The organism is Variovorax sp. MSC1_012 (assembly GCF_023667525.1).
Taxonomy (GTDB): Bacteria; Pseudomonadota; Gammaproteobacteria; order Burkholderiales; family Burkholderiaceae_C; genus Variovorax; species Variovorax beijingensis_B.
The window spans coordinates 959497-979034 of the sequence record NZ_JAMOZJ020000002.1 but is presented as its reverse complement, the minus strand read 5'-3'; the positions used below and the strand labels follow the sequence as shown (position 1 = coordinate 979034).

Annotated in this window: 14 protein-coding genes and 2 pseudogenes; 11 read left to right on the top strand and 5 right to left on the bottom strand. The window is 67.0% G+C overall.

The features are described 5' to 3' along the window. Positions 1–140 precede the first annotated feature (140 nt). The 3 genes from L1081_RS30060 to L1081_RS30050 all read left to right on the top strand — a co-directional run bounded on the left by L1081_RS30060 (position 141) and on the right by L1081_RS30050 (position 5129). Positions 141–3011 (top strand): winged helix-turn-helix domain-containing protein, encoded by a 2871-nt coding sequence (locus L1081_RS30060; protein ID WP_489417135.1) that lies wholly within the window; start codon positions 141–143, stop codon positions 3009–3011. A 118-nt stretch (positions 3012–3129) separates the two neighbouring features. Continuing rightward, positions 3130–3507 carry a response regulator gene (locus L1081_RS30055; RefSeq protein ID WP_489417134.1) on the top strand — a complete coding sequence of 126 codons (378 nt, stop codon included), beginning with the start codon at positions 3130–3132 and terminating at the stop codon, positions 3505–3507. A 140-nt stretch (positions 3508–3647) separates the two neighbouring features. Beyond that, positions 3648–5129 carry a catalase gene (locus L1081_RS30050; RefSeq protein WP_489417133.1) on the top strand — a complete coding sequence of 494 codons (1482 nt, stop codon included), beginning with the start codon at positions 3648–3650 and terminating at the stop codon, positions 5127–5129. 19 nt (positions 5130–5148) lie between these two features. Here L1081_RS30050 and L1081_RS30045 read toward each other — a convergent pair whose 3' ends face one another. Continuing rightward, complete coding sequence (locus L1081_RS30045) at positions 5149–6117, bottom strand: LysR substrate-binding domain-containing protein (RefSeq protein ID WP_489417132.1); 969 nt, start codon at positions 6115–6117, stop codon at positions 5149–5151. 102 nt (positions 6118–6219) lie between these two features. Between L1081_RS30045 and L1081_RS30040 the strand changes: the two genes are divergently transcribed. Both L1081_RS30040 and ggt read left to right on the top strand, forming a co-directional pair. Then, positions 6220–7206 carry a tripartite tricarboxylate transporter substrate-binding protein gene (locus tag L1081_RS30040; RefSeq protein ID WP_489417131.1) on the top strand — a complete coding sequence of 329 codons (987 nt, stop codon included), beginning with the start codon at positions 6220–6222 and terminating at the stop codon, positions 7204–7206. A 93-nt stretch (positions 7207–7299) separates the two neighbouring features. Further along, complete coding sequence (gene ggt, locus L1081_RS30035; RefSeq protein WP_489417130.1) at positions 7300–8937, top strand: gamma-glutamyltransferase; 1638 nt, start codon at positions 7300–7302, stop codon at positions 8935–8937. Positions 8938–8961: 24 nt separating this feature from the next. Here the strand turns inward: ggt and L1081_RS30030 are convergent, their stop codons facing one another. Next, entirely contained in the window at positions 8962–9555 is a 594-nt protein-coding gene (locus L1081_RS30030; RefSeq protein WP_489417129.1) for a cytochrome P460 family protein, read from the bottom strand. Positions 9556–9890: 335 nt separating this feature from the next. On the opposite strand from L1081_RS30030, the gene L1081_RS30025 reads away from it, so the two are divergent. From L1081_RS30025 to L1081_RS30000, 6 genes and pseudogenes are all read left to right on the top strand, one after another. Then, positions 9891–10706 carry an alpha/beta fold hydrolase gene (locus tag L1081_RS30025; RefSeq protein ID WP_489417128.1) on the top strand — a complete coding sequence of 272 codons (816 nt, stop codon included), beginning with the start codon at positions 9891–9893 and terminating at the stop codon, positions 10704–10706. An 88-nt stretch (positions 10707–10794) separates the two neighbouring features. Continuing rightward, positions 10795–12135, top strand: coding sequence for an alpha/beta fold hydrolase (locus L1081_RS30020; RefSeq protein ID WP_489417127.1), 1341 nt, complete (start codon positions 10795–10797; stop codon positions 12133–12135). A 51-nt stretch (positions 12136–12186) separates the two neighbouring features. After that, positions 12187–12267: pseudogene (locus L1081_RS30015) on the top strand (alpha/beta fold hydrolase); the annotation flags it as partial. 38 nt (positions 12268–12305) lie between these two features. Further along, a pseudogene (locus tag L1081_RS30010) lies at positions 12306–12544 on the top strand (acyl-CoA dehydrogenase family protein); the annotation flags it as partial. 196 nt (positions 12545–12740) lie between these two features. Beyond that, positions 12741–13421, top strand: coding sequence for a helix-turn-helix domain-containing protein (locus L1081_RS30005; RefSeq protein WP_489417126.1), 681 nt, complete (start codon positions 12741–12743; stop codon positions 13419–13421). A 165-nt stretch (positions 13422–13586) separates the two neighbouring features. Further along, positions 13587–15227 (top strand): tannase/feruloyl esterase family alpha/beta hydrolase, encoded by a 1641-nt coding sequence (locus tag L1081_RS30000; protein ID WP_489417125.1) that lies wholly within the window; start codon positions 13587–13589, stop codon positions 15225–15227. 39 nt (positions 15228–15266) lie between these two features. On the opposite strand, the gene L1081_RS29995 is transcribed toward L1081_RS30000, so the two are convergent. Genes L1081_RS29995 through L1081_RS29985 form a run of 3 tightly spaced genes read right to left on the bottom strand, consistent with a single transcriptional unit; the run spans position 15267 to position 19532 of the window. Continuing rightward, the gene (locus L1081_RS29995; RefSeq protein ID WP_489417124.1) at positions 15267–16595 is read right to left on the bottom strand and encodes an MmgE/PrpD family protein; all 1329 of its coding nucleotides are present in this window, start codon (positions 16593–16595) and stop codon (positions 15267–15269) included. A gap of 37 nt (positions 16596–16632) precedes the next feature. Further along, the gene (locus L1081_RS29990) at positions 16633–18729 is read right to left on the bottom strand and encodes an acetate--CoA ligase family protein (protein WP_489417123.1); all 2097 of its coding nucleotides are present in this window, start codon (positions 18727–18729) and stop codon (positions 16633–16635) included. Next, positions 18726–19532: an enoyl-CoA hydratase-related protein gene (locus L1081_RS29985; RefSeq protein ID WP_489417122.1), complete on the bottom strand. Its 807-nt coding sequence runs from the start codon at positions 19530–19532 to the stop codon at positions 18726–18728. Before L1081_RS29985 ends, L1081_RS29990 begins: the two co-directional genes overlap by 4 nt. Between the last annotated feature and the right edge of the window lie 6 nt (positions 19533–19538).

The following is a 19538-nucleotide window of genomic DNA, read 5'->3' as shown; positions in this document are numbered from 1 at the left end:
GCGGCCTCGGCGAAGCACGAATCTGCTGTCATTCGTGAGCGAAGCATCCAGGAACTTTCAACCCATTCAGGAGCAGAACCGGTGCCCAAGTTGACCGCGTGCCATCGATGCAGGCCTGCGATCGGCGGCCCACTCGTTCGATGAGGAAAGAAGCGCTCGCCCAGGCAGGCGAAATCGTTTCGTTCGGCCCTTTCACCCTGCGCGTGAGCGAGCGGCTGCTGGCGCGCAATGGCAAGCCGCTGGACCTGGGTGGCCGGGCCATGGATGTGCTCCTCGCGCTCATTGCCAAGGCGAATGTCGTGGTGAGCAAGGAGGAGCTGCTGGCAGAGGCCTGGCCGGGCGTGGTCATTTCAGACGGGAGCCTGCGCTACCAGATCACGATGCTGCGGCAGGCGCTCGGCGATGGGCAGGATGGCGCCCGTTATGTGTCGAACATCGTCGGCCGCGGATACTGCTTCGTCGCCAAGATCTCCAGAACCTTTGCCGAGCCGGAGGTCCAGGCGCACCGGGACGAGTCCCCGGTCGAGCCTGGCTTGCCTGCACCGCCGGGCTTGCTGGTCGGCCGTGACGGCGACCTGGCCGCGGTCGCGGCGCAGCTTGCCAAGGGACGTTTCGTCACGCTGGTGGGTACCGGGGGCGTCGGCAAGACGACAGTCGCGGTTCGCACCGGCCACGATCTGCTGGCCGATTTCGCCGGCGCCGTCGTCTTCGTGGACCTGGCGACACTCACCGACCCTTCCCTGGTACCCACCGCCATCGCCTCGATGCTGCGGCTCTCGGTGCGTTCCGCCGATCCGGTTCCCAGCCTGATCTCGTATTTGCGCGAGCGCCGGATGCTCCTCATCCTGGACAACTGCGAGCACGTGATCGCAGCGGCAGCTTCCCTGGCCGAGAGGATCTTTCAGGCTGCGCCCAGCATCCATATCCTGGCCACGAGCCGGGAGGCGCTGCGGGTCCAGGGCGAGTATGTCCACCTGCTGGATCCGTTTGCCAGTCCGCCGGACCGCCCCGGCCTCGGCGCCCGCGAGATCCTCGCCTATCCCGCCACGCGCCTGTTCGTGGACAGGGCCGAGGCCAGCGGAAGCACGCTGGACCTCGACGGCACCGACGCCCCGATCATCGCGAACATCTGCAGGAAGCTCGATGGCGTGGCGCTGGCGATCGAGCTCGCGGCACGCCGCGTGTCGACCTATGGGCTGCACCAGACCGCCACGCTGCTGGACGAACGGCTGGCGCTTTCATGGCTCGGCCAGCGCGGTGCGCAGCCGCGGCACGCCACGCTGCAGGCCACGCTGGACTGGAGCTACGAGCTTCTCGATGTCCACGAGCGGCGCGTGCTGTGCCGCCTGTGCGTCTTCGTCGGGTACTTTTCGCTCGATGCCGCGCGTCACGTGGCCGATGCGGACAACCTGTCCAGGGAACAGATCGTCGCCGCGATCGCCAGCCTGGCGGAGAAGTCCTTGCTGGCCATCCGCCAGTCGGGCGCCTTCACCCAGTACCGCCTTCTCGAAAGCACGCGCACGTACGCGCTTTCGAAGGCCGACGAAGCGACCGTGGACGACGCGTCGCTGCACCACGCGCGCTACTTCCGGGACCGGCTGCAGCAGATGGCGGCGTCCCGCGGTGCCGGGCATGCGCCCGGTGGTGCATCGGAGATGGCCGACCTGGGCAACATCCGGGCCGCCCTCAGCTGGTGTTTCGGCCGGGGCCGCGCGACGGACCTGGGTGCTTCGCTCGCATCGGCCGCGGTGCCTGCGTTCCTGGCGAAGTCGCTGCTGGCCGAGTGCCACAGCTGGTCGAGGCGAGCGCTTGCGCAGCTCACGCCCGCACTGCGCGGCAGCTCGACCGAAATGCACCTGCAGGCGGCCATCGGTGTGTCGCAGATGTTCACCCGCGGCAACAGCGACGAGGTGCGGGCGGCTCTGGAGCGCAGCCTCGAGGTCGCCGAGGCGCTGGACGATGCCGCCAGCCAGGTCCAGCTGCTTGGCCGGCTCCAGATCTTTCACGAGCGCATCGGCGACTTCGTCGAATCATTGAAATACGCGCATCGCTGCGCCCGCGTGGCCAGCACCATCGGCGACGCGACCGCGGTGGCCGCGGCCAACTCGCTGGTCGGGCTCTGCAACCATCTGCTGGGCGATCAGCCCGAGGCCAGGCGCCTGCTCGAAGCTGCGCTCGCCGGGTCGCCCGACTCGCTGCAGGACAGCAGCATCTACTCGGGATTCGACCTGCGCAACCGCGCCTGCATCGCGCTGGCCCGGACCTTGTGGCTTCAGGGCTACCCGTCGCAGGCCGTCGTGCTCGCGCAGCGCGCCGTCGACGAAGCGCGGCAGCTGGACCATCCCGTCACGCTGTGCATCGCACTGATCTGGGCCGTGTCGGTGTACATGTGGGTCGGCGACCTGGAGCGCGCCGAACGGGACATCAACCGATTCATCGCCTATGCGGAGGCGCATTCGCTCACGCCGTACCTGGCCGTGGGCCGGGGGGTCAAGGGCGAACTGGCCGTCAGGCGGGGCGATGCCGAGCGCGGTGTCCAAGCGATCCAGGACTGCCTGGTGGAGCTTCGCGAATCCCGCTACGAGCTGCTCACCACGGCATTCAACCTGACGCTGGCCGAGGGCCTGACCGCCCTGGGGCAGACAACCGTCGCGCTGAAGCTGCTGGATGACACCCTGGCGCTGGTGCATGCCAAGGGCGACCTGTACAACCTTCCGGAACTCCTTCGCGTCAAGGCCCGCGCGTTGTCGCGCCTGTCGCCCCCGGACACGGCGCAGGCCGAGGAATGCCTCGTGGAGTCGCTGGCCAGCAGCAGGCATCAAGGCGCCCGTGCGTGGGAGCTGCGAACGGCAACGGACCTCGCACGGCTGTGGCATGCAGCCGGACGCGAACGCGAGGCGCGGGCCCTGCTGGAAGGCACCCTGGCCCACTACACCGAGGGCTTCGAGACGGCGGATCTCCAACAGGCGCAGCAGCTCCTGGGCAAGGCGAAGGACGCGGCCGTCCGATGAGCAACCAGCCATACCTACATATGATGGGCGCCGCCCGCCGGCAGCGCTAATCTGGGGCACCGGGCAGCGGCGGGATAGTCCCGGCCGCCTGCCAGGTCAAAGAGCCCGGAATTTTCCCTTGCAACCCCTCAGCATCGAACTCGTGTCCATCGTCGACGACGATCCTTTCGTGCGCGCCGCGACCAGCAGCCTCGTGCGTTCGCTCGGATGGGAAGCGCGCGAGTTCGCGTCGGGCCCGGCATTCCTTGCCTCCGGCATGGCGGCCCGCACGCGCTGCCTGGTGTGCGACGTGCGAATGCCGGCCATGGACGGCATCGAGTTGCTGGACCGGGTCCGGGGCCAGGGCATCCATGTTCCCACGCTGTTCATCACCGCGTTCGCATCGACCCGCGTGCGCGAGCGCGTGCAGGCCAGCACGGCGCTGTGCCTGATCGAGAAGCCGATCGATGCTCGCGAGCTGCAGGCCTGGATAGACCTCGCACTCAAGCACGGCTGACCACCGTCTTCGTTGCGGCCTTGGCGAAGCGCCAAGCGTCATTCCTTCGTATGTGTCGCCCCCCTACGAACAGCTGATGGGAATGCCGGCTGATGGTTCGTAGAGTGGCGTGCTTTCAATACCGATCAGAGGACAACCCCATGAGCAAACCGCCCGAACCTTCGAAGAACACCTCGCTGACCACCGCCTTCGGCGCCCCCGTGGTCGACAACCAGAACAGCCTCACGGCCGGCCCGCGCGGCCCCCTGCTGATGCAGGACGTGTGGCTGCTGGAGAAGCTCGCCAACTTCAACCGCGAGATCATTCCCGAGCGCCGCATGCACGCCAAGGGCTCGGGCGCCTTCGGCACCTTTACCGTCACGCACGACATCACGAGGTTCACGCGCGCCAAGCTCTTCAGCGCCGTGGGCAAGAAGACCGAGATGTTCGCGCGCTTCACCACGGTGGCCGGCGAACGCGGTGCGGCCGATGCCGAGCGCGACATCCGCGGCTTCGCGCTCAAGTTCTATACCGAAGAAGGCAACTGGGACCTGGTCGGCAACAACACGCCCGTGTTCTTCCTGCGCGATCCGCGCAAGTTTCCGGACTTGAACAAGGCCGTGAAGCGCGACCCGAAGACCAACCTGCGCAGCGCCACCAACAACTGGGACTTCTGGACGCTGCTGCCCGAGGCGCTGCACCAGGTCACCATCGTGATGAGCGAGCGCGGCATTCCGGCCAGCTACCGCCACATGCACGGCTTCGGCTCGCACACCTACAGCTTCATCAACGCGCAGAACGAACGGTTCTGGGTCAAGTTCCACTTCAGGACGCAGCAGGGCATCAGGAACCTCACAGATGCCGAAGCCTCGGCCCTCGTGGGCGGCGACCGCGAGAGCCACCAGCGCGACCTGTTCGAGGCGATCGAGCGCGGCGACTTCCCCAAGTGGACGCTGTACGTGCAGGTGATGCCCGAAGCCGATGCACAGAAGGTGCCCTACCACCCCTTCGACCTGACCAAGGTCTGGCCCAAGAAGGACTACCCGCTGATCGAGGTGGGCGTGATGGAGCTGAACCGCAATCCGGAGAACTTCTTCGCCGACGTGGAGCAGAGCGCGTTCGCGCCCAACAACCTGGTGCCGGGCATCGGCGTGTCGCCCGACAAGATGCTGCAGGCGCGCCTGTTCGCGTATTCGGATGCGCAGCGCTACCGGCTCGGCGTGAACCATCACCAGATCCCGGTGAACGCTGCGCGCTGCCCGGTGCACAGCAACCAACGCGACGGCGCGATGCGCGTGGACGGCAACTACGGCGGCACGCTGCACTACGAGCCCAACAGCTTCGGCCAGTGGCAGGAACAACCCGATTACCGCGAGCCGCCGCTCCAACTGCGCGGCGATGCGGACTTCTGGAACTTCCGTGAAGACGATGCCGACTATTACAAGCAACCCGGAGACCTGTTCCGCTTGATGAAGCCCGCGCAGCAGCAGGTGCTGTTCGACAACACGGCGCGCGCCATGGGCGATGCGCCGGAGTTCATCAAGCGCCGCCACATCGACAACTGCACCCGGGCCGATCCGGCCTACGGGGCGGGCGTGGCGAAGGCGCTGCGCCTTGAGGCCGGCATGGGATACGCCAACTGATCGGACGCTGGCCCGGAGGCTAAGCGCTGGGCGGCGCCTGCACTGGCGCGGCAGGCAAGCTCCGCGCATGCGCCTTCAGGCAGGCAATGAAATCCATGAGAGTGGCTGAAACGTGCTCGCGGTTCCACACCACGGTGATGGGGCCGAAGCGGATGTTCGAATCAATTGCGACCTTCCGGAACAGCCCCAGCGAGGCCATGTAGTCCGCCATGGATTCCGCACACACACCGACATAGTCGCCCTTTTGCAGCAGTGCCTGCATCATGGTCAGCGAGGCGGTTTCTGCTTTAGGCACCAGCCACGATGCTTGTTGCTCGATGAGATAGGCATCCATCTGGATGCGAGTGAGCGTACCAAGGGGCGGCATCACCCATTGCTCGCGCAGTACGTCGGCAAAGCCCAGCGGCTGGTCGCTGTCCCAGTGCTTGCTGCCTTGGCCGATGACGATGCTCACCTGGTCGTCGAAGAGCACGTGGTGCGCCAGCTGCGGCTGGTGCGCCCTTGCATCCAGAACGCCGATCACGGCATCCATGGCACGCGTGTCCAGGCCCTTGAGCAGGTCGTCGAACAGCCCGTCGTGAATCGACACGGCCACATCGGCATGGCGCTGCTGGAACGTAGTCACCGCTTCGGGCAGACCGCCGGCAATGCCCGCCCAGACGCTGCCCACGTTCAGACGCGGCACGCGTCCCGCGGCCACCGCATGCATCTCCCGGCCGGTGCGGTCGATATCGCCCAGCACGGTGATGGCCAGCCGCTTGAGCAGATGCCCCGCAGGCGTCAGCTGCACCTTGCGCCCGCGCACCACCAGCGGCGTGCCCGCCACGCGTTCCAGCTCTGCCAGCCAGTGCGACATGGCAGATTGCGTCATGTGCAGCCGCGCCGCAGCCCCGGTCAGCGTGCCCGCCTCGTCCAGCACCAGAAAGGATTCCAGATGCCGGACCTTGATGCCCCGCGCCCAGGAGAGGCCCTCTGAACGCTCGATCATGAGTAAATCTTCATATATCCATTTTGCATTTTCACTAGGCCGATGGCGGGGTTGTCATGAAAATTACTTCATCTTTTACGTCAGACCCTCAGAGGAATCCCTGTGCCTAAAGCAACCACGAACATCTACAAGATCCTGATGGGCGTCGCGGTCGCGGCCGCCACGGCCACCACCGTGTACGCGCAAGCCTCCTACCCCAGCCGGCCCGTGCGCCTGCTCGTATCGCAGGCCCCGGGTGGCAGCAGCGACACGATCGCACGCATGTGGGCCGAACACGCAGGCAAGGCCATTGGCGCCACCATCGTGGTGGAGAACAAGCCCGGTGCGGGCGGCCTCATTGCCGCGCAGAGCGCGCTGAATGCGCCCGCCGACGGCTACACCCTGCTGTTGGGCAGCGTGTCTCTGATGGTGCTCAACCAGTTCACCTACAAGCCGCTGCCCTACAACCCCGAGAAGGATTTTGTGGGCGTGACGATGCTGACCACGGTGCCGTTCGTGCTGTCGGCCAACCCCGCCACGGGCATCAAGACGCTCAAGGATCTGACGGAAAAAGCCAAGGCGGCGCCCGGCAAGCTGAACTTCGCGTCTGCCGGCCTGGGCAATTCCACCCATCTGGCCGTCGAACTGGTAGCCAATGCCCTGGGCATCTCGATGACCCACATCCCTTACAAGGGCGAGGCCGACGGCATTCTGGCCACCATCGGCGGGCAGACCGAAGTGATGGCACCGGTGTATGGCACGGCCCTGCCCCACATCAAGAACCACAAGCTCAATCCACTGGCCGTGCTGTCGCCACAGCGCACCCCCGAGCTGCCCGATGTGCCGACCCTTGGCGAGCTGGGCGTGAAGGGCTTTGACAACATGGGCTGGAGTGCCGTGGTGGCACGCACCGGCACGCCGCCCGACATCGTGGAAAAGCTCAACAAGGCAACGGCAGCCTTCCACAAGAGTCCCGACGTGCAGGCCAAGCTCAAGAGCATGGGCGTGATTCCCATGTCCGGCCCTTCCGCGCTGGTCATGGAAACGGCGGCGCGTGACGCCAAGGCCTGGGGGCCCACGCTCGGGGCGCTGAACCTCAGCGCCAAGTAAGCCGGCGACCCGCGCAAGCGCCGCCCTCTTTTTCCTCCCATCTCCACTCCTTGCCGTATCGCCGAGGTAGCAAGGGGCTCGTCAGCACAAGTCATGAAAAAAAAAGAAGCAATGGTGGTCTGTCCGCAGCCCGAGGCCGCCGAATCCGGCATTGACATCCTGCGCGCAGGCGGCAACGCGGTGGATGCCGCCGTGGCCACCGCGCTGGCCCAGACGGTGGTCGACCCGCTGATGTGCGGCATCGCAGGTTTCGGCACCGCCGCCGTGTACCTGCCCGGCGCCCAGGTGCACGAATATTTCGACTTCCACTCGCCCGCGCCGCTGGCGGCCAGGGAAGACATGTGGGAGCACCTGTTGGAGGGCGAGACCAAGGACGGCTTCGGCTTCATCCTCAAGGGCCGCGTCAACGACATCGGCCCCCAGTCCATCGGTACGCCCGCCACGCTCAAGGGCCTGGAGGCCATGCACCAGGCGCACGGCCGCCTGCCGTGGCAGCAGGTGGTGGAGCCCGCCGTCCGCTGGGCGGTGGACGGCTACTTCGTGCGCCCCGGCATGCACGCCTTCTGGATCGACGAGCCCGGCATGGGGCGCGTCGGTAATCTGGAGCGCCTGCAGTACTGCGAGGACAGCCGCCAGCTGTACTGCCGCCCCGACGGCCGCCCCAAGCCCATCGGTGCGCCGCTGCGCAACGAAGGCATGGCCGCCGTGCTGCGCCAGATTGCCGAGGAAGGCGCGCGCCCGTTCTACCAGGGCGACCTGGCGCAAAAGATGGTGGCGCACCTGCAGTCTCTGGGCGCGCTGATCACGCTCGACGACCTGGCCCGGTACCAAGTGCAGCGCAACCCGCCGCTCGTGGGCCGCTACCGTGACCGCACCATCGCGACGAACCAGCCTCCGGGCGGCGGCGCCATGCTGCTGGAGATGCTCAACATCCTCGAGCACTTCGATCTGGCGAGCCTGGAGCACAACAGCCCCGCCTACCTGCAGAGGGTGTGCGAGGCCATGAAAAAGGCCACGATCGACAAGGACCGCTGCATCGGCGACCCGAAGTTCTTCGACGTGCCGCTGGATCAGTTGCTGTCCAAGGACATGGCCCGCGAAGTGGCCGAACAGATCCGCGCGGGTCATCGCTTCAACGTGGAGCGCGTGAACCCCGGCGCGCCCGTGCCGCGCGACACCACCCACCTGAGCGTGGTGGACGCCGACGGCAACGCCGTATCCCTCACCCACTCGCTGGCCATGCCCTCGGGCATCATCACCCCGGGCATGGGCTTCATGTACAACGGCTGCATGGGCGTGTTCGACCCGCGCCCGGGCCGCGCCGGCAGCATCCAGCCTGGCAAGAGCCGTTTCACCTCGTCGTGTCCCACCATGACCTTCAAGAACGGCGAGCTAGAGGTGGTGCTCGGCGCCCCGGGTGGCACACAGATCGCGATGGGCGTGCTGCAGGTGCTGCTCAACGTGATCGACCACGACATGGAGATGCAGGCTGCCGTGTCGGCGCCGCGCTTCTCGTCCACCGGCAACTCCATCGACGTGTGCAACCGCATTCCGCGTTCCATCACGCGCACACTGGAAGCACAGGGCTATGCCATTGGCCGCAACCCGTACAACTACACCATCGGCTGGGTGCACGGCGTGCAGGTACAGGCCGATGGCCTGCACGGCGGCGCCGACCCCGGCCGCGACGGCGTGACGTATCGGCTCGGCGTCAGCACTCAACTCACGTGAGGCAGCCCTGTCCGCACTCGCGCGTCAACGCGCGAGCCGCGTGAACACGTAGTCGTGGTTCTTCACCAGCGCCTGGTGGCAGGCAAAGCAGGTCTGGTGCTGCGCCAGGTCGACGGGCTTGCCATCGACGAAGCGGCCGAATCCCCATCCGCCCGTGGCCGCGTATTTCTTCGAGTCCTTCACCATCACCTGCACGGTGGTCGCTGCGCCAGGGATTGACGCGGGCGCGAATTCCGGCGACTGCACATGTTTCCATGCCAGCTTGGTGAGGATGGTTCCGTCCGGGAACGGCAGCGTGCCCTGGTCGTAGGCCTGGATCGCCTTGGCATTGCCGAGCACCACGCGCAGTTCGTTCAACGGCTCCGCCTCGATCGCCGGCGCGATCAGCTGCCACTGCCGATAGCCCTTGGGAATAGTGACGCCGTACAGGGGCGAGGCATCCGAAGTCTTCGCATCCCCCGCGGCGCTGGAGGTCGCGACAAAGACGCCGGCCGCCGCCGCGAGCGCAAGCAGGCCGAGGCCGGTGAGCTTCGCCAGCGTGCCTTGGCATGAAGCCAGGCATGCATGACGCGTTGTGGCGTCCGAGGCAGAAACCTTCTGTGTGTTGTTTCGATTCATGGGACGGACCTTGTGTGTTGGAAATTGCCGCCGAGCGCGAAGGCTCCGCGGCGCCTGAACGCGTGGATTGTTCAGCGCCCCTGCCGCTTCCAAACGGCGTTCCGTATTCCTGTGTATCTGCACGGCCGGACGCCAACACTACGTTTCACCGGCGAGGCCTTCGTGTAATTCTTCATGTCGCCCTGTCCGGCCGACACAGTGGCATACAGACATCTGCGGTGCACGTTGAGACGCATCCTATAAACGCGGCCGTGCCTTGCCCCGCCGCGCTCGTCATGAGCTGCAGAAGGCAATCACTCTTCATTGCCCTTCACTTCAACCGCAGGAAAAACCAAATGAAAAATCTCAGCCGCCGCTTCGCCCGCACCATGGCCGCCGTGGGCCTCATGGCATTGGCTGGCGCCTTCACGTTCAATGCTTCGGCGCAATCTGCAAGCACTGCGCAGCAAGCCAAGCCCACCATCGTGCTCGTGCACGGAGCCTTCGCAGAATCGTCGAGCTGGGATGGCGTCATCCGCAAGCTCGAAGCGAAGCACTATCCGGTGATCGCCGCCGCCAACCCGTTGCGCGGCGTCAAGTCCGACGCGGCAGATGTCGCGAGCATCGTCGATGCGGTCAAGGGACCAGTGGTGCTGGTGGGCCATTCCTATGGCGGCTCCGTGATCTCCAGCGCCGCCACTGGCAAGAGCAACGTGAAGGCGCTTGTCTTCGTCGCGGCCTTTGCGCCTGAAGCCGGGGAGTCGGCAGCCGATCTCGCCGGCAAGTTCCCCGGCAGCACGCTCGGGCCCGCGCTGGCACCGCCGGTCGCACTCGCCGACGGCGGCAAGGACCTGTACATCCTGAAGAACAGGTTCCACGACCAGTTCGCCGCCGACGTTCCGGCCGCGGCTGCGCGCCTGATGGCCGCGACCCAGCGCCCCATCGCCGAGTCGGCGCTCGGCGAGCCCGCGGGCGCACCCGCCTGGAAGACGGTGCCCTCCTGGTTCGTCTACGGCGACGCCGACAAGAACATTCCGCCCGCGGCGCAGGCCTTCATGGCAGAACGTGCCAGGTCGGTGAAGACGGTGGTCGTCAAGGGCGCCTCGCACGTCGTGATGACGTCCAGGCCCGAGGTGGTCGCGAAGCTCATCGACGAAGCGGCCAGCCGATAGGACTTGCTTCCACGCACGGTCCTTCGACACCACGCGGCCAGGCGCCGCGTCGCACGGATTTCCATTCACCAGCACAAGGCAAATGACCATGACAGATTCCGACGCATCCAGCCGCCGCGCGGCGTTCCATCCCACCCTGACGCGCCGCGGTGCGCTGGTGGCAACTGCGGGCCTTCTCGCAGGTTCGGCAGCCGCGACCTTCGCGGCCACACCCGCGGACAGGAGCGCCGCAGCGCAAGGCGACGCGATAAGGCCCTTCCGCATCGACGTTCCCGAGGAAGCGATCACCGATCTGCGCCGGCGCCTCAGGGCCACGCGATGGCCCGACCGCGAGACGGTCGGCGACACCTCGCAAGGCGTTCAGCTGGCCAGGCTGCAGGCGCTGGTTCGCTACTGGGAAACGGGCTATGACTGGCGCAAGGTCGAGGCAAGGCTCAATGCGCTCCCGCAGTTCATCACCACGATCGACGGCATCGACATCCAGTTCATCCACGTACGTTCGCGCCATCCGAACGCGTTGCCGTTGGTCCTGACGCATGGCTGGCCCGGCTCGATGCTGGAGTTCCTGAAAACAATCGGTCCGCTGACCGACCCGACCGCCTTCGCAGGCAATGCTGCCGATGCCTTCCACGTCGTGATCCCGTCCATCCCCGGCCACGGCTTCTCCGGCAAGCCCAGGGAGACGGGCTGGGGCCCCGAGCGCGTGGGCCGCGCATGGGACACGCTGATGAAGCGGCTGGGCTACACGCATTACGTGTCCCAAGGTGGAGACCATGGTTCGGTCATTTCGGATGCAATGGCACGCCAGGCACCGCAAGGCCTGCGGGGCATCCACCTGAACATGCCCGCCACCGTGCCCGCGGAACTGGTCAAGCCCATCAACAATGGCGATCCCGCGCCGGCCGGGCTGTCGGCGCCCGAGCGCGCGGCGTTCAACACGCTCAGCGCCTTCTTCAAGACGGGCGCTGCCTACGGCGCCATGATGGTGACGCGCCCGCAGACGATCGGCTACCCGTTGGCCGACTCTCCAGCGGGCCTGGCCGGTTGGATCTACGAGAAGTTCGCGCAGTGGACCGACAGCGGCGGCGAACCCGAGCGCGTGCTCGGCCGGGACGAGATGCTCGACGACATCACCCTCTACTGGCTCACCGACACGGCCGCTTCTTCCTCGCGGTTCTATTGGGAGAACAACAACAACAACTTCAGCGCGGCGGCGCAGAAGACGCAGGACATCTCGATTCCGGTGGCCATCACCGTGTTCCCGGGCGAGATCTACCGCGCGCCAAGAAGCTGGGCCGAGCGCGCCTATCGAACGCTCTACTACTTCAACGAAGTCGGCAAGGGCGGCCACTTTGCCGCCTGGGAACAGCCGCAGCTGTTCAGCGAGGAACTGCGCGCAGCGTTCCGGCCGCTGCGCCAGCCCGCCTGAGCGCACCGGCCCTCAACCTTCAAGGAAAAGCAAACCACGACCACACTCACACTGCGCGACGGCACCGAGCTCTACTACAAGGACTGGGGCTCGGGCCAGCCCATTCTCTTCAGCCACGGCTGGCCGCTGAGCGACGCCGCTGTTCGTGAAGACGCCCGACCATCCCGTGGGGCCCGGGGCGCATCCACCATTGCATGCGCTCCGTCGGTGCCGCCGAGCGCGCGCTCGAACTCATGTGCGATCGCCTCCGCAGCCGCGCGGCCTTCGGCCGCCCGCTCGCGGAGCAGTCGATCTGGCACGAGCGCATCGCCGAGTCGCGCTGCCTCATCGCGACCAGGCCCGCCTGCTCACGCTCAATGCGGCCTACAAGATGGACACCATGGGCAACAAGGAAGCGCGCGCCAAGATCCAGCAAGCCCCGACGTTCCGGCTCTGCGAATCCGGGTTTGTCCCGACGATGCAAGAACGCAAATGTCGTCCGCGCTACAAACTCCACAAGCCGGTGTGCCATAGGATTCGCCAGCCCAAGGAAATTCGCTATGCGCGCTCGATCCGGTTTGTTCTTCGCCCGCGCCGAGGGTCCCCGCCCCGCCCGGTGGTAACGCATGCTGCCTCTCAAGGATCTCAACGCCTTCTTCGAGCGCTGCATCTGGCCGCGTGCCCTGACGCAGGCCGAGCGAACGAAAGCGTTCGAGGCGCTGTACGTTCGCCACCATGAAGCGCACTCCTATGTGTGCCGGCGCGACGAGACCGCCGACAGCTGGATCGGCGTGCTGGAAGGTTTTCTGCGCGTGCAGGACACCACGGTAGATGGCCGCCTGATCATGTTCACCGGGGTTGCGTCCAGCGGATGGATCGGCGAGGGCTCGCTGCTGAAGCCGGAGCAGCGCAAGTACGAAGTCATGGCGACGCGGCCGACCGTCACCGTGCATCTGCCGAGGGCCACGTTCTCCTGGCTGCTCGATCGAAGCATTCCGTTCAACCACTTCATGCTCTCCCATCTGAACGAGCGCCTCGGGCAGTTCATCGCAATGGTGAAGTTCGACCGGCTGCTCGAACCGACGGCGCGCGTGGCGCGGGGGATCTCCAGCCTCTTCCATCCGGTGCTCTATCCGAACACCGACTCCACGCTGCGGATCAACCAGGAGGAAATCGGTTCGCTCGTCGGCATCTCGCGCCAGCGCGTCAACGCCGCATTGACCGAACTGGAAAGCGCCGGGCTCATCCGGCGGGGCTACGGCTACATCACGGTGATGGACCGGCAGGCACTTGCCAGATACCCCTGACCCGCCTGCCGTGCATTGAAGAAACCGAAGGGTTTCTCCTTAGAAATCAGTGCCCCGAATGTCCGTCCCGGAACAGTTGCCGGGGGTCTCGCCTTTCAGAATCACGCAGGCATCGCTCCATCTCGTTGCGGTGCAGAGGCTGACAACCGACAAAGGAATCGAGACATGCACTTCTTCTCCTCCTCCAAGGAATCACGGGCCCGCACGAAGCTCCACGCCGTTGCCGCGGCTGCTGCCGGCGCAGCGATGCTGGCGGCCTGCGGCGGCGGCTCCGATGACCGCGGCGCGGTCCCCGTTCTGTTTCCTGTCCCGTCTGCTGCGCAACCCGCAAGCCCACCACCCGCACCGGCCGTGACGGCCCAGAAGGCCTGCGGCGAGCTGAACGGAAAAACCGTGGCTGGCGCTGCGCTGACGGCCGCCATGCAGGACGCGGCCGCAAGCGTGCCCGCTTACTGCAAGGTCACAGGCACGATTGCGCCGGCGCTGAACTTCCAGATATCCCTGCCGGAGGCGTGGAACGGCAAGCTCTACTACCAAGGCGGCGGCGGCTATAACGGCGCGATCTCGCCGCCCTCGGTGCCGGCCCTGGGCCAGGGCTACGCCGTGGTCGCGAGCGACTCGGGGCACCAGGGCAATGTCCTGAGCGCGGACTTCGCGTTGACCGATACCTTTGCCGCGCAGCTGTTCGGCAGCCTCTCGGTACCCACCGTGATGTCGACGGCGACCGAAACCCTGGCGGCGGCCTATGGGGCCCTGCCGGCCAAGTCGTACTTCGAAGGCTGCTCCAATGGCGGCCGCGAAGCATTGATGGCAGTGCAGCGCGCACCCAATCTCTTCGACGGCGTGATCTCGCGCGCACCCGCCTACAACTGGGTCGGGTTCATGGGCGCCTTCAACCGGAATTCCAGGGCGCTTGCCGTGCCTGGCGGTGCTTTCAGCGCCGCGAAGACGGCCCTCCTGAGCAAGCACGTGCGAGACGCCTGCGACGGGCTCGACGGCGTTGTCGACAGCGTGGTGTCGAACCAGGCCGCCTGCACGCCGGCGCTCGCCAATGTGGCCGCGCTGCGCTGCGCCGGCGGAACCGACACTGGCGACACCTGCCTGTCAGACGCGCAGCTCGACGTGGTCGCATCCTGGACCACGGAGGCCGCCTTCACGGGCAGCCCCACCTTCCGCAACGCGGGCTGGAACCTGACAGGCAACGAGGACGATCCCGGCGCCTGGAGGACCTGGGTCACGGGCGACGGCAATGTCACGACGGCGCTGCAGTTCCTGTTCCAGGACACGACGGTCAAGAACTACCTGGCCCGCGACAGGACCGCGGACTCGCTGGCCTACACGCCCTGGGACCAGAACCAGAATGCCCTCTATGCCATGGCCGCGCTCAATGACGCGACCAATGCCGACATCCGGCCGTTCATCAACAGCGGCGGCAAGCTGATCCTGTGGCACGGCGGAAATGATTCCGCGCTCAGCGCGAGATCGACCGTCGAGTACTACTCGAACATGCGAAGCGCCATCGGTGCCGCAACCGCGGACGCATCGACACGCTTCTATGTCGCACCGGGCGTGAACCACTGCGCCGGAGGACCGGGCGCCGATTCATCGGATCTGCTGACGGCCCTGGACCAGTGGGTGACCAAGAGCGCGGCCCCCTCCACGCTGGTCGCCGAGAAGCGCGATGCACAAGGGGCGGTCCTGCTGAGCCGGCCGCTGTGCCAGTATCCGCAATATCCGCGCTACACGGGCCCGGCCAACGATGCGGAGGCTTCGAAGCTGGCTGCGAACTACAGCTGCAGTTCCTGAGCCGGGGCTTCGGCAGCTGGCCGCCCCGAACGCCGAAGTTCAGTTCGGCGCCGCCGCGCTGCGCTCCAGCGTCCAGAGCCGGTCCAAGAGCGCCCGCGCAGGTGCGCCGCCGATCACGGGCGAGGACAGTTCCATGAACTTGTCCTCGAGCTCGGCATCGCTCAGCGGCTCTTCCGGATCGCCCTTGCGGTTGGGCTGCAGGTGTTCGAAGCGGCGGCCGTCGTGCATCGTGATCACCACGCGCGCGGCGCGCCGGCCCGGAAAGGCGGCATCGAGCTCGGGGTCCACCGCAACGCTGGTGCGCTCCATCAACGAACGCGTGGCCCGATCCTGCAGCCGCGCCGGTTCATACGCCGCCAGGCGCACGCTGCCATGCGCCAGAGCGGTCGCCACCACGTAGCCCAGGCTGAAGCGCGCTTCGTTGGCGGTGGCCGGCTGCGTGTAGCAGGCGATGTCGAGTGCCGGGCGGTAGGTTGCCACGTGCACATGCGCGATCTCGCCGGGCTCGATGCCATGCCGCCGCTTCAGCGCCAACGCGCCGTCGATGGCCGCGAAGGCATGTCCGCATCCGATGTGGTTCTTGAAGCTCAGGCGGGTGATGTGGAAGTCCTGCCCCAGCGTCGCACCGATCTGAGACCAGTCCGGCCCGTCGCTCATGGCCCGGCCCAGCCCCGCCTCTCCTTCGAGCACGTCGAGCGAGCCCGTGACACCGTTGCGCGCAAGCTGGGCGGCGAGCACACCGGCCTCGGCCGCGCGGCCCGCATGCAGCGGCTTGGACATGGAGTCCATGCGGAAGGCCTGCTGCAGGCCGGCCGTGAAGGTGGCGGCCGTGGCCAGCGCATGCGCGAAGGCGGCTTCGTCCAGGTCCATGAGAATGCCTGCGGCGGCAGCGGCGCCGAAGCTGCCCACCGTGCCCGTGCTGTGCCAGAACCGGTAGTGCGCGCGGCCCATCACGACGCCGATGCGCGTCGACACCTCATAGCCCAGCACCACGCCGCGCAGGAATTGCAGTCCGCTGGCGCCGGCGTCATGGCTTGCGGCCAGCGCGGCGGCAATGGTGGCTGCGCCCGGGTGGTACATGGCTTCGCGAAAGCTGTCGTCCACCTCCGCCGCATGGGCTGCCGTGCCGTTGATCAGCGCAGCGGCGCGCGCGGTGGCTGGGCGACCGCCGACGAGAAAAGCGCGTCCGCGGTCCAGGTCCTCGTTCAGGGCGGCTTCGAGTTGGCTCACCGGCGCCGCGCCGAGGCCGGGGAACAGCGAGGCGTACCAGTCGATCACGGCTCGCTTGGTGTGGTGGAGGACCTCGGCCGGCAGATCCTGCCGCCGGAAGTCGGTTGCGTAGCGCGCGAGTACTTGTGTGACGTGCATCTCGATGGCTCCTTGAGGATGGCTTGCTTTGCCTCGTTCAGCCGGCCAGCACGACCACGCCATCGGCGGCGCGCACGCCCTGCCCTTGCGGCAACACGAAAACCGGATTGATCTCGGCTTCGACCAAACGCTCGCCGAGTCGCGCCGCCATGTCCGAGAAGGCGACGATGGCATCGACCAGCGCCTCGACGTCGGCCTTGGGCCGGCCACGGAAGCCGTCCAGCAGTGGCCAGGTCTTGAGCTCGCGCGCCATGGAGAGCGCATCCTCGCGGCTCAGGCCGCCCTGGAGCGGCAGCAGCCGCATCGTGGTGTCCTTGAACAGTTCGGCGGTGACGCCGCCCATGCCCAGCAGGATGGCGGTGCCCAGCGGGTCGCGGTGCATGCCCAGGATCAGCTCGGTGCCGCCGTCCACCATTTCCTGCACCAGGAAGCGCCGGGGCCGCACGCCGGCCTTGCTCTCGACTTCGGCGGCCATCGCCTGCAGGCGCGCGCCCACCGTCTCGGGCGTCAGGTTCACCGCGACGCCGCCGACATCGCTCTTGTGCGTGATCTCGGTCGACAGGATCTTGAGCACGACGCGCCCGCCCAGTTCGCGCGCCGCGGCTTCGGCCTCGGCCGGCGTGGTCACCACCACCTCGCGCGCGCACGGCACGCCGAAGCGGGTGAACAGCTGCTTGGCCTGGGCTTCATCGAGGGAGCCGGTGGGCAGGTCGTCGATGGGCACCGCGGTGGCAGGCGCACGGGATGGATCCGGCTCGCGCCAGCTGCCGGCATTCAGCATGGCGCCGAGCGCGCTGGTGCAGCTTTCGGCAGCGGCAAAGGCAGGCACACCGCGCTGCGTGAGCAAGGCCGCGACTTCGGGCGCATGCGGGCTCACGTAGGCGATCACGGGCTTGTCCGAATGCGGCAGGCAGTCCTGGATGGCGCCTGCCATCAGTTCCGGCATGGCCAGGCTGGAGGAGCCGACGATGATCGCCAGCGCGTCGTAGCTGGGGCTCTCGAGCAGGATGTCGATGGCGCCGCGCAGCAGGTCCGGCTGCAGGCCGGCCAGGGTCACGTCGATGGGGTTGCGGTCGAGCACCGCGTGATCGCCGCTCTGCAGCGCGCGCAAGGCCTGCGCCGTTGCAGCATCTGGCGCCGGTGTCTCGAATCCTTGCATGCCCAGGTCGTCCGACACCAGCGTTCCAGCGCCGCCGGTCGAGGTCAGGATGGCCACGCGCTTGCCGCGGAGCTTGCGGCCCGTGGCCAATGCGACGGGAATGTCGAGCAGGTCGGCAAAGGTCTGGGCGCGGATCACACCGACCTGCCTGAACAGCGCGTCGTACATGCGGTCGGCGCCCGCCAGTGCACCGGTGTGCGACACGGCGGCTTTCGCGCCCGCTTCGGAGCGGCCGATCTTGAACGCGACAACCGGCTTGCCCGCGCGCGCCGCCTTCAGCGCAGCGGCACGAAACTTCTCGGGATTGCGGACGCTCTCCACATAGAGCGCAATGACCTTGGTGTCGGCGTCGTCAGCCAGATGGTCGACAAAATCCGCCAGGTCCAGGTCCACTTCGTTGCTGGTCGAGATCAGCTTCGACAGGCCGATGCCGCGCGCCGCCGCGCGCGACAGCAGCGCGCCGAGAATGCCTCCGCTCTGCGAAACCACGCCGATCCCGCCGACCGGGAAGTGCTCCATCTCGAGCGCGCCGCTGGCGGAGAGCACGATGTTGTCGCTCAGGTTGACCAGCCCGATCGTGTTGGGGCCGAGGATCCGCATGCGGCCGGCCGCCTCGACGAGCTGCTGCTGGCGGCGTGCGCCCTCCTCCCCGGTTTCCGTGTAACCGCTGGCGAGCACGATCGCCGCAGCGGTTCCCTTGGCCGCGAGTTCGCGCACGGCCTGGTGCGCGCGCTCGGCGCCCAGCAGCACGATGCCCACATCGGGCGTGCCGGGAATCGAGGCGATGTCCGGATAGCAGGCGAGGCCACCGATGGCATCGACACGCGGATTGACCGGGTAGATCTCACCCGTGAATCCGTGCTTGCGCAAGTAGGCCACGGGCCGGCCGGCCGTCTTGGCCGCATCCGCCGAAGCGCCAATCACTGCGACGCTGCGCGGCTTGAGGAGCCTGCCAATGGAGTTCAGTTCGGTCATTTCGTTGTCCCGTTTTTCGTGCTGCTCTTGGCCAGGAAGGCCATCACCGACTCGCGATGCTCGGTGCTGGTGTAGCAAATGCCCTGCGCCTGGCTGCCCTGGGCAAACACCTGGTGCGCGGACAGCTCGAAGCTCTGGTTGAGGATCGTCTTGCCAAGGGCCAATGCGGTGGCCGAACCCTTGCTCATCTCGGCCGCCCAGCGCTGCGCATCGGCAACCAGGCTCTCGGCATCCGACTGGCGATCGGCGATGCCCAGGCGCAGGGCCTCTTCGAGCTCGACCTTCCGGCCGCTGAAGATCAGCTCCTTGGCCCTGGAGAGCCCGACCCGGCGCGGCAGGAAGTACATGCCGCCGCCATCGGGAACGATGCCGCGATGGATGTAGGACCAGGTGAAGCTCGCGGTATCCGAAGCGATGATGAAGTCGCAGGCCAGCGCCGTGTCGGCCCCCAGGCCCGAGGCGGCCCCGTTGACGGCAGCGATCGTCGGCTTGGGCATGGTGTGCAGCAGCGATTGGGTGTGGTGCACGCGCTGCTGGCGGCTCCAGCCGTTGAAGCCGACCTCCCCCGCGGGCGCCTGCATCCGCCGTTCCATGCCGGCGACATCCCCGCCGGCGCAGAAGCCCTTGCCGCGTCCGGTGAGCACCAAGGCGCGGATCGCCTTGTCGTTGGCCACATGCTCCAGCGCGGCGATGAATTCAGTGCGCATGTCGTCGCTCATCGCGTTGCGCTTTTCGGGGCGGTTCAGCCACAAGGTGGCGATGCCGTCCGCGACTTCCAGTTCGATCAGGCTGCTGCTGTTCATTCGATA